We start from the raw sequence: 15,952 nt of genomic DNA, 5'->3' as shown, positions 1-15,952 counted from the left end.
GCATCGGAATGCCAATACTCCCAACAGTTTCCCCAGATGCAGTATCCCGAGGCGTCACTCCGAAGCGCCGCCACTGTCCTTGTGACTGTCCTTGCCGGCCTTGCCACTGTCCTTGTCGGCCCGGGTAGCCCGACCCGCTTTGTCTGCAGTGACACTCTCGGCCGCATCCGACTCACGCCCGACAGCTGCCGCCTTGCGCTTCGTTGCGCGTCCCGCGTCGACTTTGGTGCCGGTTTCAGCTTTGGTGTCGGTCTCGGTATCCGCTTTGGTGTCGCCGTCGACGTGTTGGACGCCACGAGTTTCCTTGTGCGCCGCGATTCTGAGTCGCTCCGCGTACCCGGTGGAGGTGTCGGTATACGCTCGCAGCTGCGGCGCCGCCGTTTGCACCTCGGCGGTCGTGGCCTCATCGGCATCGCCGGAGCTTGGCTCTGCCGGGTCGACACCGGCCGCCTTCGAGGCTGAAGCAGTGGTGACGGCCTTGTCCCCCACGGTGTTCGAACCGGGCGTACGGCCCGCGAGGAATCCGGTCACCACACTGAGGTCGTACTCGAGTGTTCCCCGGATCGAGTCGGGCAACCCGCGGGTCAGCGAGGTGACAAACGTGTTCAGCGCTGCCTCGGTTTGTGCTGCGATACCGGAGAACTGCCCGGTGAGGACAAGACTCAACGGCACCCGCACCACCGAGATCGCGTTGTTGACAACGGTGTACACCGATGTGTACGGCGACGGGATCAGCGACGACGTCGGCAGAATCACGCCGGACGTCCCACCCGCGACGATCGCAAACGCGGTTTGAATCGGTAGGCCGAGTACATCGAGGAAGGTGTAGCCCACCGCCGCAACCTGAGATGTCGCAACCCGATCCGCTGGTTTGTCCACACTGCCGGCGACACCCGGCCGGGTTGTGACCGTCAACTGCGGGCGAGCCTGTTCCACGGTGACGGCGATGCTGGGCCGACCGGCCAGGAGCAGGCTCAACGGCACCCGCGCCACCGAGATCGCATCGTTGTCCACGGTGTACACCGACGCGTAGGCCGGCGTGTCGACCGTCGGCGCGGGCGCTGCAGGCAGCACCCGACTGGTTCGCGAATATGGTTCCGATGCCATGTCTTTGGTTGCCACAACCGGAACCACCGCCGGTGTGCTCAGGCAGATCAATGCCAATGATGCCGCCGCAGCGGGCGCCAACAACGGTGCTCTCATCAGAAACTCCCCTTGTCCGATCAGTGAAGCAACCCTGGATCAGTGACGCCTCACGGTGGAGGTGCTGGTAACACGATCCCGGGAGGCAGGTTGGTGCCCGGAAGGGGCGCGGTACCCGGAAGAGGCGCACCGAGCTGTTCCTTGGGCATCTGGCCGAGTGCCGCGCCCTTCAGATTGCCGTTGCGATACAGCTCGGTCAGCTGTCCCAGCCAGGTCAACGACCCGATATCGGCGTTCTCCGCACCTGGTGCGACGCCCACCACGGTGCCCTCACCGGGGGCCGACGGCACCTCGTTCTGTGGCAGCCAGTAACCGTTGTTGAACGCATTCAGATTCGGCCCGACCCCGGGCAGACCGCCAGGTGCGCTGGGAACCGGGTTCTGGCCCAAGGCATGCTGCGGGTTCAACTCCGGTAGCGCCGGAGTTCCCAACGCGTCGACAGCCGGCACACCGTTCTGCCCGAGCACCGAAATGCCCTGCGGCCCGAGATGCCCGCCGAACAACGGCACCGACGGACCAGGCTGCGGCGCGGGAACAGGAGGCGGCGGCTCGGGAGCAGGCTCGGCGGCAGCGAGGCCGGCCGGCCCACCGGCGACAGCGGCCAGCGCCACCGCCACTGCCACCAGGTTTTTCAGCTGAACGACCATCGCAGAGCCTCAGACAGCCTTGGTGACGCCGTAGTAAGCCACGGTGTCGTCGGCTTCGGCCGTGGAGTTCGTCAGAATCGCGTAGGACCGGAGGAACGACTGCCCCGCGCAGCCGTCGACCTTGATGTGAATGTCCTTCAGCGTCACCCGTACCGGAGCCTCTTTGAAGGTCTTCTTCGTGACCGTCGCGGTGGTGACGGTCCCCGGGTTGACGTGGATCTCAAAGGTACCGGTGGTCGGGAAGCTCACTCCCGTCGGAATGAGCCCGCCGGTGAGCGCCGAGCCCGAGGTCCCGATACCCGTCGACCCGATGAGACGGACCTGACTGACGTTGATGCCGCAGCCGATCTGATAGCCGACCTCCAGGGTGCCGCCGGAGAGCGAGGCCGAACCCGACCCCGTCACATCACCGGTGAATGTTCCGGCGACCATGTACTCCCGCGACGACGTCGCAGTGGTCAGCGGAGCCACTGGCAGCTGGATCTCGTCCTTTGCCGACACAGCCAGGTCCCAGCCGTCCGGGGTGGTGACCAGAGCTGGTGGAGACGACGCCACGACCCCGTTGTCCGGTGGCGGGACAGTAGCGCCGACAGGCTGCACGGCAGCGTCCGGCGGCGGCGGTGGTGGCACCGGCTCGGCGGAAGCGAACGGCGCCATCGACACTGCGAGCGACACGCAGACAGCGGCGGTTTTGGCCATTGCAGGAATTACGGCAAAACGATTCACCATGTCCGTGTTTACACCTCTCATGATGATGATTCCGGTCCACGATGAATGGCGAACGAATTCGATTCAGCGATATCAGAATCGAATTTCCCGAGGCGGCGATACCCGAAGCTACTGGTCACGGCGGCTCTCACACTGCCTTGGTCGCACCGAGGTAGGTGATGATGTCTTCACTGTTGTCAGTCGAATTGGTCGCCGTTGCATAAGACCGGATGAACGACTGCCCGGCGCACTGGTCGATTTTGACGCGCACCCCGGAGAAACTGACCCGGGCCTCGGCGCCCTTGAAGGTTTTCTTGTTCAGGGAAATGGTGTTGGTCTGGCCAGGCTTCAGATACACCTTGCCCTGCAGGCTCAACCCGGTGCCCATTGTCGAGTTCGCCCCGGTGAAGGGGATCCCGATACCCGGGGTCAGCGTGGCACTCGGGTTGATCTCGGTTTCATCGGAAATGATGCCGCACCCGATCTGGATACCGGCGTCGAGCGCGCCCCCCGTCAGCGTCGAGCGCCCCGACCCGGTGACCTTGACCGTGAAGGTCCCACTGACCAGGTATTCACGTGAGGACACCGCCGTTGTCAACGGAGCCACCGGCTGCATGCTCTCGTCACTGCCGGCCACCGTCACCACCCACCCGTCCGGAGTGTCCAACACCCCCGGCGCGACCGACATCATGGCGCCGAGATCGGGAGGAGGCGGTGGCATCGGCTCTGCCGACGCTGCCGGAGCGACTCCCACCGGCAGCAGCAGGCATACTGCCGCACTGGCAACGAAACGATTCATCATGTTCCGTGGGCGCCTCTCGTCGGCGAATGTGTCTGTGGCCCCAGTGCCGCTGAGAATGCTGCAGTGTTCCGATTTCGAAACGGTGAACGCATCAAAAACACTCACCCTCTCGATCCGGTCGGGATTGCGTCCTCTGGCTGGTGATTCGATGTCAGAAACCAGGAAATTGCCTGTGTCTCGAATAGCCTTCGAAGACAACAAGATACCGACATTTCGTCCGTCGACAGCAGCACCGGATGGCCATGAGACGGCAATGAACCCGCCTGGTTACGTTCAACTTCCGGACGCCTGGCACGCCGACCGTGGGTGCGCTGCACCACGACGGAGGACCGATGAACCCTGCACGTGCCGCACGATCCGGATCACCCGTCGCCGCGGCCCTGATCACATTGGGGGTGCTGTTGGCTCCTGGGGCGGCAGCGGAACCGACCGATGCCGTCACATCTGACCCGGGCACAGCCAACCCCGTTGCCGGCGCGCCGATTCAGACCGCCGACCCGACAAGCCCGGCGTCGGTGGCATGCGGACAGTTCGCAACGGCGCTCGATGGCGCTGCCGTCTACTACGGGTATTTTGCCGACACCATCGACGGCTCGCAGCGTCCCGACTACTCGGATCCGACCGTCAGTGACACGAACTCCATGGGACGCACCGCACTTCGACAGGCGGCCGCAGTGGCGCTCACGGCCGCCGGCACACCAGGCCTGGCGCCCGATATCGCCGCCCCGATGCGCGGTTGGTCGCTGGGCGCGACGAAGCTCCTGGTGAAGATGGGGTTGCGTGGCGGCGGGGAAACCCTGAACTTGACGGCGAACGAACTCAACGTAGACGCCAACGCCGTTCAGATGGCCTGCGCGCTGGCCGGCACACACGCCTGAGAGCACACCCCTGCCGGAGGCACCTGGCCTAGTCTGGGCGAGATGGACTCTCTGCTTCATTTCGCGGGGAACTTCTGGTGGTTGATCTTCCCACTCAGCGGCGTCATCGGCGGAGCGTGGAAAGCAGTGGCAGCGGCCAACGAGCGTCGCGCCGAACGCCGCTTGGAAAAGTTCCGGATCAAACAGCAGACCAAGGTCTTGATGGCCGAAGCCGCCGGGCGCGGCCACGAAACCGAGGCGCTGCGCCGCCGCGAGCTCGACAAGTTGTGGGGCCGGCACGACGACACCGATCAACGCTGGCTGTCATACGAGATGGATGTCGCCAAGCTGCTGGACTTCCCGCTGATGACGGATATGCGGGATCCACTCACAGCGGGATTCCACAAAGCCAAGCGGCGGGCCGACCTGCTGCGCCCCGACAAAGTCGAGGACCTGATGGCAGATCGTGCAACTCAGTTGGAATACCGCGACGCCGTACACGATTACGTCAGTAGTTTCGACATCGCCGAAGCTGAAGCGATTCGGCGACGGCGCAGCGATTTCTCCGCAACCGACCAGGAGCGGTTGGCCCGCGCGCAGCGCCTGCTGCGGCTCGCCTCCGACGACGGTGCGACCTCCGCTGAACGTCAGTCCGCCTACCGAAGAGCACGGTCCGAGCTCGACGGGCTGATCGCCCTGCCGGCCGCAACCGTGGCCGGCATCGAGCGTCGGGTAACGGGCGAATTGGAGGCTTGACGCTATGCGGCGGTGTGTAAACGGGCTGCAACCCGTTCCAGCGTCGCCACCCCGAGCGAGCGGGCGTCCTCGTGCGGCGCCGCAGGAATGAGCGTCACCCCGTCGGCCACGCCCGCGTGGTAGATGTCGGCGATCAAGCCAGCCAGCCCGTCGAGCGTGCCGGCATAGGCCAGCGAGTTCGCGGTGTCGGCGGCGAGCTCGGCCAGCCGGCGCTGCGCCGACCGCACATCATCGTCGACCAGCACAGTGACGTCGAGAACCGCCGACACCGCATCCTCGCCGAGAATCCGGCGCCGAAGACGTTGCGCCTGCGACAGATCGCGCGCGCTGAACCGCACGGCAGCTTGCTCGCCCGCCGTCAGCTCCGTCCACTCCGCAGCAGGACCGCCGATTCGCCCGTCTGCAACAAAAACCCGCAATGCACGCTGATCACCAGAAGACACAAAACGGACGCTAACCGGGCCCCAGCTCGGTGTCAGTGGTTGAGATCAGGCCGACTCGAACTAGCCGGTCGGTTCCTTCTTCCCATCCGAGCGGGTCTTGTACAAGCTGGCGACCGTGGTGATGGCCAGCGTCACGATGATCACTCCCAGACTCAGCAGTGTTGGGATCTCCGGCACCATCACATGCTCACCGCCATTGATGAACGGCAACTCGTTCTCGTGCAGAGCGTGCAGGAACAACTTCACACCGATGAAGGCGAGGATGAACGCCAGCCCGTAGGACAGGTAGACCAGACGCTTCACCAGACCGCCCAGCAGGAAGTACAGCTGGCGTAGCCCCATCAACGCGAACACGTTGGCGGCGAACACCAGGTAGGGCTCCTGCGTCAGGCCGTAGATCGCCGGAATCGAGTCCAGCGCGAAGATCAGGTCAGTGGTGCCCAACGCGACGATCACCAGGAACATCGGCGTCATCAGCTTCTTGCCGTCTTCGCGGATCCACAGCTTGAGACCGTCCCACTTATCGGTGGTGTTCAAGTGGTTCCTGGCGAATTTGACCACGGCATTGTCGCCCTCGTCATGGTCGTCACCACCGCTGACCAGCTTCCACGCGGTGTACACCAGGAACAGCCCAAAAATGTAGAACACCCACGAGAACTGGTTGATGGCCACCGCACCCAGGGCGATGAAGATGCCGCGGAAGATCAGCGCCAGGATGATGCCCACCATCAGGGCTTCCTGCTGGTACTTCCTCGGCACATTGAAGCTGGCCATGATGATGATGAAGATGAACAGGTTGTCCACCGACAGGCTGTACTCGGTGAGCCAGCCCGCGAAGAACTCCAGACCGTACTGACCTCCGTGGTAGAACCAGGTCCACAGGCCGAAGGCGATGGCCAGGCTGACGTAGACCGACAGCGCCTTGCCGCACTCTTTCATCGTCGGTTCGTGCGGATTGCGCGCAATGACGATCACGTCAAAAACGATGATCGCGATCGTCACGCCCAGCGTGATGGCCCATTCGAGCCCAGAAACGTTCATCTAGAAATAGCCTCCGGTCGTCAACAAAACGCCAGAGGTCTCTTCCACCGCCACGAATGCTCAATAGCGATCCACGGCGCCGGTCGTCCGCATGGACGGTCGACGTGATGACGACACCGCAGCGAAGGAGTACTCCCCTCTAACCGCCATTCTGACAGGTGGTCTCCGCGTTTCGCTCCTGGGAGTACCCACTCGCCATCAGCGCGGCACCTCGCCGACACGTGCTGGGCATAGTATTCACTGACTGTGACAGCAGATCTGAAGCCGGAAATACCTTCCCAATACCTGCTGTCGGCGTCCGCGCCGCAGCCACGAACGCTGATCGACATCCTCTACGACACGGCCGCCCGCTATCCGGACGCGCCGGCCATCGATGACGGGTCGGTACAGCTCACCTACAGCGAGCTGACCGCCGACATCGAAGACAGCGTGGCGTGGTTGGCTGCCCGCGGCATCGGGCGCGGCGACCGCATCGGCATCCACATGCCGTCCGGAACCTACGCGCTCTACGTGGCGATCCTGTCCGCGCTGGCCGCCGGGGCCGCCTACGTCCCCGTCGACGTCGACGATCCGCCCGAACGTGCCGACCTGGTCTTCAGTGAAGCCGATGTGGTGGCGGTGATCACCGAAGCCGGTCTGGTCCGCAAGACCGGCGCCTCCCGCGGCTGGCGCGCAGCCGCACCGCTGGGCCGCGACGACGCCTGGATCATCTTCACCTCCGGGTCGACCGGCACCCCCAAAGGGGTGGCCGTCACTCACCGCAGCGCCGCCGCATTCGTCGACGCCGAGGCGCAGATCTTCCTGAAATCGAACCCGCTCGGGCCAGGTGACCGGGTACTGGCCGGGCTCTCGGTGGCCTTCGACGCCTCCTGCGAGGAAATGTGGCTCGCCTGGCGACATGGCGCCTGCCTGGTACCGGCGCCCCGATCGCTGGTCCGCAGCGGCATGGATCTCGGCCCCTGGCTGGTGTCCCGCGATGTCACCGTGGTCTCGACAGTCCCCACCCTGGCGGCCCTGTGGCCCGCCGAAGCACTCGAAGCGGTCCGGCTGCTGATCTTCGGAGGTGAGGCCTGCCCGCCGGAACTGGCCGAACGCCTGGCGGTGGAAGGCCGCGAAGTCTGGAACACCTACGGACCCACCGAGGCCACCGTCGTGGCCTGCCTGGCGCCGCTCGACGGCCACGGACCGGTCAGCATCGGTCTTCCGCTGCCCGGCTGGGATCTGGCCGTCGTCGACGCAGGCGGCGCCCAGGTGGCCTACGGCGAGGTCGGCGAGCTGGTGATCGGCGGCGTCGGTCTGGCCCGCTACCTCGACCCGGCCAAGGACGCCGAGAAGTACGCACCCATGGAAACCCTCGGCTGGGCGCGCGCCTACCGCAGCGGTGACCTGGTCCGTCTCGAGCCCGACGGCCTGTACTTCCAGGGCCGCGCCGACGACCAGGTCAAAGTCGGCGGACGCCGCATCGAATTGGGCGAAGTGGACTCTGCCCTGGTGAACCTGCCCGGCGTGTCCGGAGGCGCCGCCGCGGTGCGCCGCACCGCCAGCGGCACCCCACTGCTGGTGGGATACATCGCCAGCGCCGACCCGGCGTTTGATCTCAATGCCGCTCGCACGGCGCTCTCCGAAGCGCTCCCCGCTGCCCTGGTTCCCCGCCTCGTCCTCGTCGACGAACTCCCCACCCGAACCTCCGGCAAAGTCGACCGCAACGCGCTGCCCTGGCCCCCACCCGGTGTCGAAATGAACGACGACACCCCAGACCTGGGCGGCACCATGGGCTGGCTGGCCAACTTGTGGCGCGACGTGCTCGGCGCCGCGATCGACGGCCCCGAAGCGGACTTCTTTGCCCTCGGCGGCGGTTCGCTGTCGGCCGCGCAGTTGGTGGCCGCACTGCGGAAGAACTACCCACAGGTGACGGTCGCCGACCTCTACGACCACCCCCGGCTGGGCTCCCTGGCCGGCTATCTCGACGAGCTGGACCCACCGGTCGAGGTCGACCCCCGCCACGTCACCCCCACCCCGGTCCTCACCCAGACCGCGCAGGTGGCGCTGTCGGTGCCGCTGGCCACCCTGACGGGCCTGCAATGGCTGACCTGGCTGGCCCTGCTGAACAACACCGTGATGGCGTTCCACCCACTGCCCTGGCTGGTCAGCATCAGCTGGTGGTGGGTCATCGCCGCATTCCTGCTGTTCATCAGCCCGCCGGGCCGCATGGCCATCGCCGTGCTCGGGGCGCAGATGATGCTGTCCGGCCTCAAACCGGGCACCTACCGGCGCGGCGGCTCCGAACACCTACGGGTGTGGCTGGCCGAGCGCCTGGCCGATGCCAGCGGCGCGGAGAACCAGGCAGGCGCACCGTGGCTCGTCTACTACGCCCGTGCGCTCGGCAACAAGGTCGGCAAGGGTGTCGACCTGCATTCGGCGCCGCCGGTCACCGGCATGCTGACACTGGGGCACCGCAGCTCCATCGAACCGGAAGTCGACCTGTCCGGGCACTGGATCGACGGCGACCTGTTCCACGTCGGGCCGATCAGCATCGGCAACGACGCCACCGTCGGTGCCCGCACCACGCTGCTGCCCGGTGCGGTGGTCGGCAAGAACGCGGACGTGGCCGCGGGCTCCGGTGTGATCGGCAAGGTGAAAAACGGGCAGTACTGGAAGGGCTCGCCGGCGGTGAAATCCGGCAAGGCGCGCCATCCCTGGCCCGAACAGCGCCCGCCGCGCAGACCGGTGTGGGTCGCTGTCTACGGGATCACCTCGATGCTGCTCGGCGCGCTGCCCCTGACCGCCCTGGCCGCGGGATTTGCCGTGGTCGGCTGGTCGGTGCGCGATACCGGCTCCCCGGGCGAAGCCGTCCTGGCCGCGCTGCCCTGGGTGCCGGTGGCAACACTGGCCGCGGTGTTCGTCTACGCCGGGCTGACCGTGCTGGGAGTGCGGGCGTTGGCACTGGGCCTCCAAGAGGGCTACCACCCGGTGCGCAGTCGAGTGGGCTGGCAGTTGTGGGCGACCGAGCGGCTGATGGACGCCGCACGCAACTACCTGTTCCCGCTGTACGCCAGCCTCCTCACGCCGTGGTGGTTGCGGATCCTGGGAGCGAAGGTGGGCAAGGACACCGAGATCTCGACGGCCCTGCTGACCCCGAAGTTCACGGTCATCGAGGACGGCGCATTCCTGGCCGACGACACCATGGTGGCCTCCTACGAGCTGGGAGGCGGGTGGATCCACGTCGCATTGGCCACCGTCGGCAAGCGGGCGTTCCTGGGCAACTCCGGGATCACCCAACCCGGCCGACGGGTGCCCGACGACGGACTGGTAGCGGTCCTGTCCGCCACCCCACGCAAAGCCAAACGCGGCTCGTCCTGGCTGGGTAGCCCTCCGATCCGGCTGCGCCGCCAACCCACTGCGGCCGACGCGCTGCGCACCTTCCAGCCCCCGACGCGGTTGAAGGTGATGCGCGGCGCGGTCGAGACGTGCCGGCTGATCCCGATGATCGTGACGTTTGCGATCGGAGTGGCGGTGCTCGCCGCGCTGCAGGCGGTGATCTTCGAAGCCGGCTACCTGTGGGCCGCCCTGGTCTGCGGGTTGATCCTGCTGTCCGCGGGCGCGGTGGCGGGCGCCATCGCCGTGCTGGCCAAATGGGCTGTGGTGGGCCGGATCTCAGCCGTGGAACACCCGCTGTGGTCGTCATTCGTATGGCGCAACGAGGTCTCCGACACCTTCGTCGAAACAGTGGCCGCCCCATGGTTCGCCCGCGCCGCCAGCGGAACCCCGGTGATGAACCTGTGGCTGCGGGGCCTGGGAGCCAAGATCGGCCGCGGTGTCTGGTGCGAGACGTACTGGCTGCCGGAGGCCGACCTGGTGAGCCTGGCCAAGGGTTCGACCGTCAACCGCGGATGTGTGGTGCAGACCCACCTGTTCCACGATCGCATCATGCGGATGGACACCGTGATCCTCGAGGAGGGCGCCACACTGGGCACCCACTGCGTGGCGCTGCCCGCAGCGAAACTGGGCGCCGGCGCCACCATCGGACCGGCTTCGCTGGTGATGCGCGGGGACGAGGTTCCCCCGTCGACCCGCTGGCAGGGCAACCCCATCGCGCCCTGGATGGGGCCGAAAAAGAAGAAACAGCCCGCCGCCACCCAACGGCGGGAACCTGCTGCGTGACAAAGAAGAAAAGCCCAACAGCAGGCAAGCCCCCGGTCATCGACCCGTACCTGCCCGGAAACGGCAACTTCGGTTATCGCGTCTCCCGCTACGAATTGAATCTGCAGTACAAGGTCGCGATCAACCGACTGTCCGGGGCGGTGACGATCACCGCCGCGACACTGGCGGCACTGCGCACCTTCTCACTGGATCTCTCGGATGCGCTGTCGGTGTCGAAGGTGTCGGTCAACGGCCGCCGGCCGCAGCACTTCAAGGCATCGGGCCACAAACTGCACATCACGCTGGCCGCCGCCCTGCCCGCCGGGGCCGCCCTGACCATCGAGGTGCGTTACAGCGGGTCACCGAAACCGCTCCACACCTATTGGGGTGAGGTCGGTTTCGAAGAACTCACCAACGGCGCGCTGGTGGCCGGACAACCGAACGGGGCCGCGTCGTGGTTTCCGTGCGACGACCATCCGGCCGCCAAGGCCAGCTACCGCATCGCCATCACCACCGACAGCCCGTACCTGGCGATCGCCAACGGCGAGCTGCTGTCCAAACGTGTCAGAGCCGGAAACACCACCTGGACTTACGAACTCGCCGAGCCGACGTCGACGTACCTGACGACGCTGCAGATCGGCGACTACGTGATGTACAAACTACCCAAAGCGCCCGCCCCCATGTTCGCGGTGCTGCCGGCGGCGCTCAAACGCAACTTCGACCACGATTTCGCCCGACAGCCCCAGATGATGAAGCTGTTCGTCAAGCTGTTCGGCAAGTATCCGGTGTCCAGCGGATACACCGTGGTGGTGACCGAGGATGCACTCGAGATACCGCTGGAGGCACAAGGCCTTTCGGTGTTCGGCGCCAACCACTGCAACGGCAAGCGCAGCACTGAACGGTTGATCGCCCACGAGCTCGCCCACCAATGGTTCGGCAACAGTGTCACCGCCCGACGCTGGCGCGACATCTGGCTACACGAGGGCTTCGCCTGCTACGCCGAATGGCTGTGGTCGGAAGAATCCGGTGGCCCCAGCGCCGACGACTGGGCCCGCCGCTACCACCAGCGTTTGCGGGCTTCACCGCAGAATCTGCTGCTCGCCGACCCCGGCCCCCGCGACATGTTCGACGATCGCGTCTACAAGCGTGGCGCACTGCTGCTACACGCCCTGCGCCTGCGGATCGGTGACAAGAAATTCTTTGCGCTGCTTCTGGATTGGGCCACCCGATACCGCCACTCCACTGTCGTCACCGACGATTTCACCGCGCTGGCCGCCAACTACACCGACCAACCGTTGCATCCGCTGTGGGACGCCTGGCTGTACAACAAGCCGGTCCCCGACCTGTGACGGCTACAGCTGGATGACCGACGCAGCCACCCCGATCGGACCTGTCACCCGCAGCAGCGTCGCGCGGGTCGGTGTGGCGACGGCGGTCACCGCGGTGTGCGGATATGCCGTGCTGTACCTGGCCGCGCGCGACCTGGATCCCGCGGGGTTCTCGGTCTTTGCCGTGTTCTGGGGGGCCTTCGGTCTGGTCACCGGCGCCGCGTTCGGCCTGCTACAGCAAACCACCCGCGAAATCAAGCTCGCCGCAACAGCTTCGGCCGCACGAGGCCCGGTCACCCATCCGATGCGGGTCGGTGCGATCGTCGGCCTGCTCACCGCCGCCGTCCTGGCGGGCAGCTCCGCGCTGTGGGCACCGCACGTGTTCGCCGACGCCCGCACCCTCTCGGTGGTCCTGCTCGCAGTCGGGCTGGCGGGATTCTGCGTACACGCCACCCTGCTCGGAGTGCTGGCCGGAGACAACCGGTGGACACAGTACGGCGCCCTGATGGTCACCGACGCGGTGTTGCGGGTGGTGGTTGCGGTGACGACGGTGCTGATCGGATGGGGGCTGGTCGGCTTCCTGTGGGCCACCGTTGCCGGGGCGGCGTCCTGGTTGTTGCTGCTGCTGGTCTCACCGACGGCACGCGCCGCGGCACACCTGGTCGCAAACCAGAACACCGTCACCTTCCTGCGTGGCACCGCACATGCGGTGGCGGCCGCCGGCGCCAGCGCCGTTCTGGTGATGGGCTTTCCGGTGCTGCTGAAGGCCACCTCCGGCGATCTGGGCGCAGGTGGCGGGGTGGTGATCCTGGCTGTCACATTGACCCGCGCTCCCTTGTTGGTGCCGCTGACCGCGATGCAGGGCAATGTGATCGCCCACTTCGTCGATCAGCGCAGTCACCCGCTGCGCGCGCTCCTGGGCCCCACCGGCCTGGTCGTCGCGGTCGGAGCGGTGGGCGTGGTGCTGGCCGGCACGGCGGGCCCCTGGCTGCTGCGGGTGGGCTTCGGCGCGGACTACGTCGCCTCCGGGGCGCTGCTCGCCTGGCTGACCGGGGGTGCGGTGGCGGTCGCGCTGCTCACCGTCACCGGGGCGGCCACCGTCGCCGCGGCGCTGCACCGCGCCTACTCGTTGGGGTGGGTCAGCGCTACGGTGGCCTCCGCACTGCTGCTGAGCTTGCCGTGGGCGCTGGAGACACGCACGGTGGTGGCACTGCTGTGCGGCCCGCTGGTGGGCATCGGCGTTCACGTCGCGGCGCTCACCTACGCTGCGAAGGAACGTCCATCTGAGAAGGAGACGACATGAGCTGGCTGGTGACCGGCGGCGCCGGGTACATCGGTTCCCACGTGGTGCGCGCCATGCTGGCAGCCGACCTGCCAGTGGTGGTGATCGACGACCTCTCCAGCGGCTTCGCACAATTTGTGCCCGAATCGGTTCCGTTCGTGCGCGGCACCCTGCTGGACCGCCCCCTGGTCGAAGACACGCTGCGGCAACACCACGTCCAAGGTGTCATCCACGTCGCCGGCTACAAGTACGCAGGCGAGTCGGTGAAGCGGCCACTGCACACCTATGAGCAGAACGTCTCCGCCATGGTGATCCTGCTCCAGGCCATGGAGACGGCCGGTGCCGACCGGATGGTGTTCTCCTCCAGTGCGGCCACCTTCGGCACCCCTGACGTCCAGATCGTCGACGAGACCACCCCCACCTCGCCGCAGTCGCCGTACGGCGAGACCAAACTGATCGGCGAGTGGCTGCTGCGTGATCTCGGCCACGCCACCGAGCTGCGGCACACCAGCCTGCGTTACTTCAACGTCGTCGGCTCCGGAGACGACACACTGTTCGATGCCAGCCCGCACAACCTGTTCCCCCGGGTGTTCGACATGCTGATCCGGGGTGAGACACCCCGGATCAACGGCGACGACTACCCGACACCGGACGGGACCTGCCTGCGCGACTACATCCACGTCGCCGACCTGGCCTTGGCGCATGTGGCCGCAGCCCAGCGCCTGGACCAGGGCCTGGCGATCGAGCCGGTGTACAACCTCGGCAGCGGCGCCGGTACCTCGGTGCGCGAGATCATGACCGCGATCCGGGAGGCCACCGGCGTCGACTTCGAGCCCGAGATCACGCCGCGCCGCCCAGGTGACCCGGCCCGCATCGTAGCCGCTGGCGACCTCGCCGAACGCGACCTCGACTGGAAGATGCGGCATTCGCTCGAGGACATGGTGGCCTCGGCGTGGCGCGCCCGACGTCTTGCCGGAGACTCCTATCCGCGTTAGGAACATCGCCCTCGGGCTGATCGCACTGCACCTGGCCGTCCGCGGCGTGCTGGCCTTCGGCGGCTACTTCTACTGGGACGACCTGATCCTGGTCGGCCGGGCCGGCACCCAAGACCTGTGGTCACCGGCCTATCTGTTCGACGACCACGACGGCCACGTCATGCCCGGGGGTTTCCTGCTGGGCGGTCTGATCACCAGAATGGCTCCGCTGGTCTGGGCGGGTCCGGCGATCAGCCTGGTGATCTTGCAGCTGCTGGCTTCGCTGGCGCTGCTACGCACCCTGTATCTGATCCTCGGTTGGCGTCCGGTGCTGTTGCTGCCCTTGGGTTTTGCCCTGTTCACCCCATTGGGGATTCCGGGATTCGCCTGGTGGGCGGCCGGACTGAACTCATTGCCGATGCTGGCGGCGTTGGCGTGGGTGTGCGGCGATGCCGTCCTATTGGCCCGTACCGGCGATCGCAGATACGCGGTGACAGGCACCGCGGCATTCTTCGGTGGTCTGCTGTTCTTCGAGAAGGCGGCCGTCATCCCCTTCGTCGCCTTCGCTGTCATTGCGCTTCTCGGTTACGTTGCCGGCGAACATGATTGGCTACGCAGCGCATGGCGTCGCGGAGCGCGACTGTGGATCCCGTCGCTGGCGGTCACCGCCGGATGGGTCGGCCTCTACGTCCTGGTGGTCGATCAGCAGCGGTGGAGCACCGATCTGGCGATGACCTGGGACCTGTTGGCCCGCAGTTTTACCCACGGCATCGTCCCGGGTCTGGTGGGCGGGCCCTGGATCTGGCAGCGGTGGGCCCCGGCGTCCCCGTGGGCATTGCCCCCGACCTCGGCGATGGTGCTGGGCTGGCTGGCGCTGGCCGTCGTCGTCATGCTGGCGCTGGTCCGCAAGCGCCGGATCGGCCTGGTGCTGGCCGCGGCGCTGGGTTATGCGGTCGCCTGCCAGATACCGATCTACCTGATGCGCTCGTCACAGTTCACGGCGCTGGAACTGGCGCAGACCCTGCGCTACCTGCCGGACCTGGTGGTGGTGCTGGCATTGCTGGCCGCCATCGGCCTGGCAGCGCCCAACAGACCCACCCCGGCGCTGAATGCCTCCCCGCTGCGTACCGCCGCGGTGACGGCCGTCGCCGTCGCTTTCCTGGTCAGCAGCCTCCATTCCACCTCGACGTTCCTGACCAGCTGGCGTGACAACCCGACCAAGGCCTATCTGCAGAACGCCCAGGCGGCACTGTCTCAGGCGGCCGCGCAGTCCAGCGCCCCGATGCTCGAGCAGGAGGTCGACCCACTGATCCTGCAGCGGGTGGCATGGCCGGAAAACCTTGCCGGACACATGTTCGCCCTTCTGCGGGACCGACCCGAATTCAGCACCAGCACTACCGATTTGCGAGTTCTTGACATGTCCGGCCGGCTCGCCGACGCGCAGGTCACCTGGGTGCGTTCCATCCGGCCCGGCCCCACCCCGCAGTGCGGCTATCTGGCTCAGCCCGACCAGCCGGTGGAGATGCCGCTGGACGGGCCACTCCTGCCCGCCGACTGGACGGCCGAGCTGAACTACCTGGCCAACAGCGACGGCACCATGCTGGTATCACTGAACGAGGGCACCGCGACCAAGGTCCCGGTGCGACCGGGACTCAACCGGGTCTTCGTGCGACTGCCCGGCGCCGGTGACACCATCACCGTGGCCGCTCAAACCACCGCCCTGTCCATCTGCGTGGCATCCGGGCCGGTGGGATTCGTCGCGCCGATATGA

13 protein-coding genes are annotated in these 15,952 nt (G+C 66.6%); 7 read left to right on the top strand and 6 right to left on the bottom strand.

Features of this window, described 5'->3' with window-relative positions; translation table 11 throughout:
• Positions 1 to 54 precede the first annotated feature (54 nt).
• The 4 genes from WBB07_RS20490 to WBB07_RS20475 all read right to left on the bottom strand — a co-directional run bounded on the left by WBB07_RS20490 (position 55) and on the right by WBB07_RS20475 (position 3,357).
• Positions 55 to 1,203, bottom strand: coding sequence for a hypothetical protein (locus tag WBB07_RS20490; RefSeq protein WP_526310192.1), 1,149 nt, complete (start codon positions 1,201 to 1,203; stop codon positions 55 to 57).
• Positions 1,204 to 1,253: 50 nt separating this feature from the next.
• Positions 1,254 to 1,850 carry a hypothetical protein gene (locus tag WBB07_RS20485; RefSeq protein WP_526310191.1) on the bottom strand — a complete coding sequence of 199 codons (597 nt, stop codon included), beginning with the start codon at positions 1,848 to 1,850 and terminating at the stop codon, positions 1,254 to 1,256.
• A 9-nt stretch (positions 1,851 to 1,859) separates the two neighbouring features.
• Positions 1,860 to 2,579 (bottom strand): MspA family porin, encoded by a 720-nt coding sequence (locus tag WBB07_RS20480; protein WP_526310190.1) that lies wholly within the window; start codon positions 2,577 to 2,579, stop codon positions 1,860 to 1,862.
• A 127-nt stretch (positions 2,580 to 2,706) separates the two neighbouring features.
• Positions 2,707 to 3,357, bottom strand: coding sequence for an MspA family porin (locus WBB07_RS20475; RefSeq protein ID WP_526310189.1), 651 nt, complete (start codon positions 3,355 to 3,357; stop codon positions 2,707 to 2,709).
• 335 nt (positions 3,358 to 3,692) lie between these two features.
• On the opposite strand from WBB07_RS20475, the gene WBB07_RS20470 reads away from it, so the two are divergent.
• Both WBB07_RS20470 and WBB07_RS20465 read left to right on the top strand, forming a co-directional pair.
• Entirely contained in the window at positions 3,693 to 4,238 is a 546-nt protein-coding gene (locus WBB07_RS20470; protein WP_526310188.1) for an Rv2240c family protein, read from the top strand.
• Between the two features lie 42 nt (positions 4,239 to 4,280).
• Positions 4,281 to 4,973, top strand: a complete 693-nt coding sequence (locus WBB07_RS20465) for a hypothetical protein (RefSeq protein ID WP_526310187.1) — start codon at positions 4,281 to 4,283, stop codon at positions 4,971 to 4,973.
• 2 nt (positions 4,974 to 4,975) lie between these two features.
• Here WBB07_RS20465 and WBB07_RS20460 read toward each other — a convergent pair whose 3' ends face one another.
• Positions 4,976 to 5,416, bottom strand: coding sequence for a hypothetical protein (locus tag WBB07_RS20460; RefSeq protein WP_526310186.1), 441 nt, complete (start codon positions 5,414 to 5,416; stop codon positions 4,976 to 4,978).
• Positions 5,417 to 5,476: 60 nt separating this feature from the next.
• A complete protein-coding gene (locus WBB07_RS20455) occupies positions 5,477 to 6,457 on the bottom strand; it encodes a TerC family protein (RefSeq protein WP_526310185.1) in 981 nt (326 codons plus the stop codon).
• A gap of 246 nt (positions 6,458 to 6,703) precedes the next feature.
• Here WBB07_RS20455 and WBB07_RS20450 point away from each other — a divergent pair, with 246 nt between their 5' ends.
• Genes WBB07_RS20450 through WBB07_RS20430 form a run of 5 tightly spaced genes read left to right on the top strand, consistent with a single transcriptional unit; the run spans position 6,704 to position 15,952 of the window.
• Positions 6,704 to 10,618 (top strand): Pls/PosA family non-ribosomal peptide synthetase, encoded by a 3,915-nt coding sequence (locus tag WBB07_RS20450; protein ID WP_526310184.1) that lies wholly within the window; start codon positions 6,704 to 6,706, stop codon positions 10,616 to 10,618.
• Positions 10,615 to 11,946 (top strand): M1 family metallopeptidase, encoded by a 1,332-nt coding sequence (locus WBB07_RS20445; RefSeq protein ID WP_526310183.1) that lies wholly within the window; start codon positions 10,615 to 10,617, stop codon positions 11,944 to 11,946. Before WBB07_RS20450 ends, WBB07_RS20445 begins: the two co-directional genes overlap by 4 nt.
• 13 nt (positions 11,947 to 11,959) lie before the next feature.
• Positions 11,960 to 13,228: an MATE family efflux transporter gene (locus tag WBB07_RS20440; protein WP_526310182.1), complete on the top strand. Its 1,269-nt coding sequence runs from the start codon at positions 11,960 to 11,962 to the stop codon at positions 13,226 to 13,228.
• On the top strand, positions 13,225 to 14,202 hold the full coding sequence (gene galE, locus WBB07_RS20435) for a UDP-glucose 4-epimerase GalE (protein ID WP_526310181.1): 978 nt from the start codon (positions 13,225 to 13,227) through the stop codon (positions 14,200 to 14,202). Before WBB07_RS20440 ends, galE begins: the two co-directional genes overlap by 4 nt.
• Complete coding sequence (locus WBB07_RS20430; protein WP_526310180.1) at positions 14,177 to 15,952, top strand: hypothetical protein; 1,776 nt, start codon at positions 14,177 to 14,179, stop codon at positions 15,950 to 15,952. Before galE ends, WBB07_RS20430 begins: the two co-directional genes overlap by 26 nt.

The sequence above is a fragment of the Mycobacterium sp. genome (assembly GCF_049647605.1).
Classification (GTDB): domain Bacteria; phylum Actinomycetota; class Actinomycetes; order Mycobacteriales; family Mycobacteriaceae; genus Mycobacterium.
Note: the sequence above shows the minus strand (reverse complement) of the source record. Positions and strands in the feature narration are given on the sequence as shown.

Excerpts from the sequence above, each read along its gene's own strand:
- galE (WP_526310181.1), top strand. The coding sequence starts at position 13,225 with ATGAGCTGGCTGGTGACCGGCGGCGCCGGGTACATCGGTTCCCACGTG.
- WBB07_RS20480 (WP_526310190.1), bottom strand. The coding sequence starts at position 2,579 with ATGGTGAATCGTTTTGCCGTAATTCCTGCAATGGCCAAAACCGCCGCT.
- WBB07_RS20455 (WP_526310185.1), bottom strand. The coding sequence starts at position 6,457 with ATGAACGTTTCTGGGCTCGAATGGGCCATCACGCTGGGCGTGACGATC.
- WBB07_RS20490 (WP_526310192.1), bottom strand. The coding sequence starts at position 1,203 with ATGAGAGCACCGTTGTTGGCGCCCGCTGCGGCGGCATCATTGGCATTG.
- WBB07_RS20470 (WP_526310188.1), top strand. The coding sequence starts at position 3,693 with ATGAACCCTGCACGTGCCGCACGATCCGGATCACCCGTCGCCGCGGCC.
- WBB07_RS20475 (WP_526310189.1), bottom strand. The coding sequence starts at position 3,357 with ATGAATCGTTTCGTTGCCAGTGCGGCAGTATGCCTGCTGCTGCCGGTG.
- WBB07_RS20440 (WP_526310182.1), top strand. The coding sequence starts at position 11,960 with ATGACCGACGCAGCCACCCCGATCGGACCTGTCACCCGCAGCAGCGTC.
- WBB07_RS20465 (WP_526310187.1), top strand. The coding sequence starts at position 4,281 with ATGGACTCTCTGCTTCATTTCGCGGGGAACTTCTGGTGGTTGATCTTC.
- WBB07_RS20485 (WP_526310191.1), bottom strand. The coding sequence starts at position 1,850 with ATGGTCGTTCAGCTGAAAAACCTGGTGGCAGTGGCGGTGGCGCTGGCC.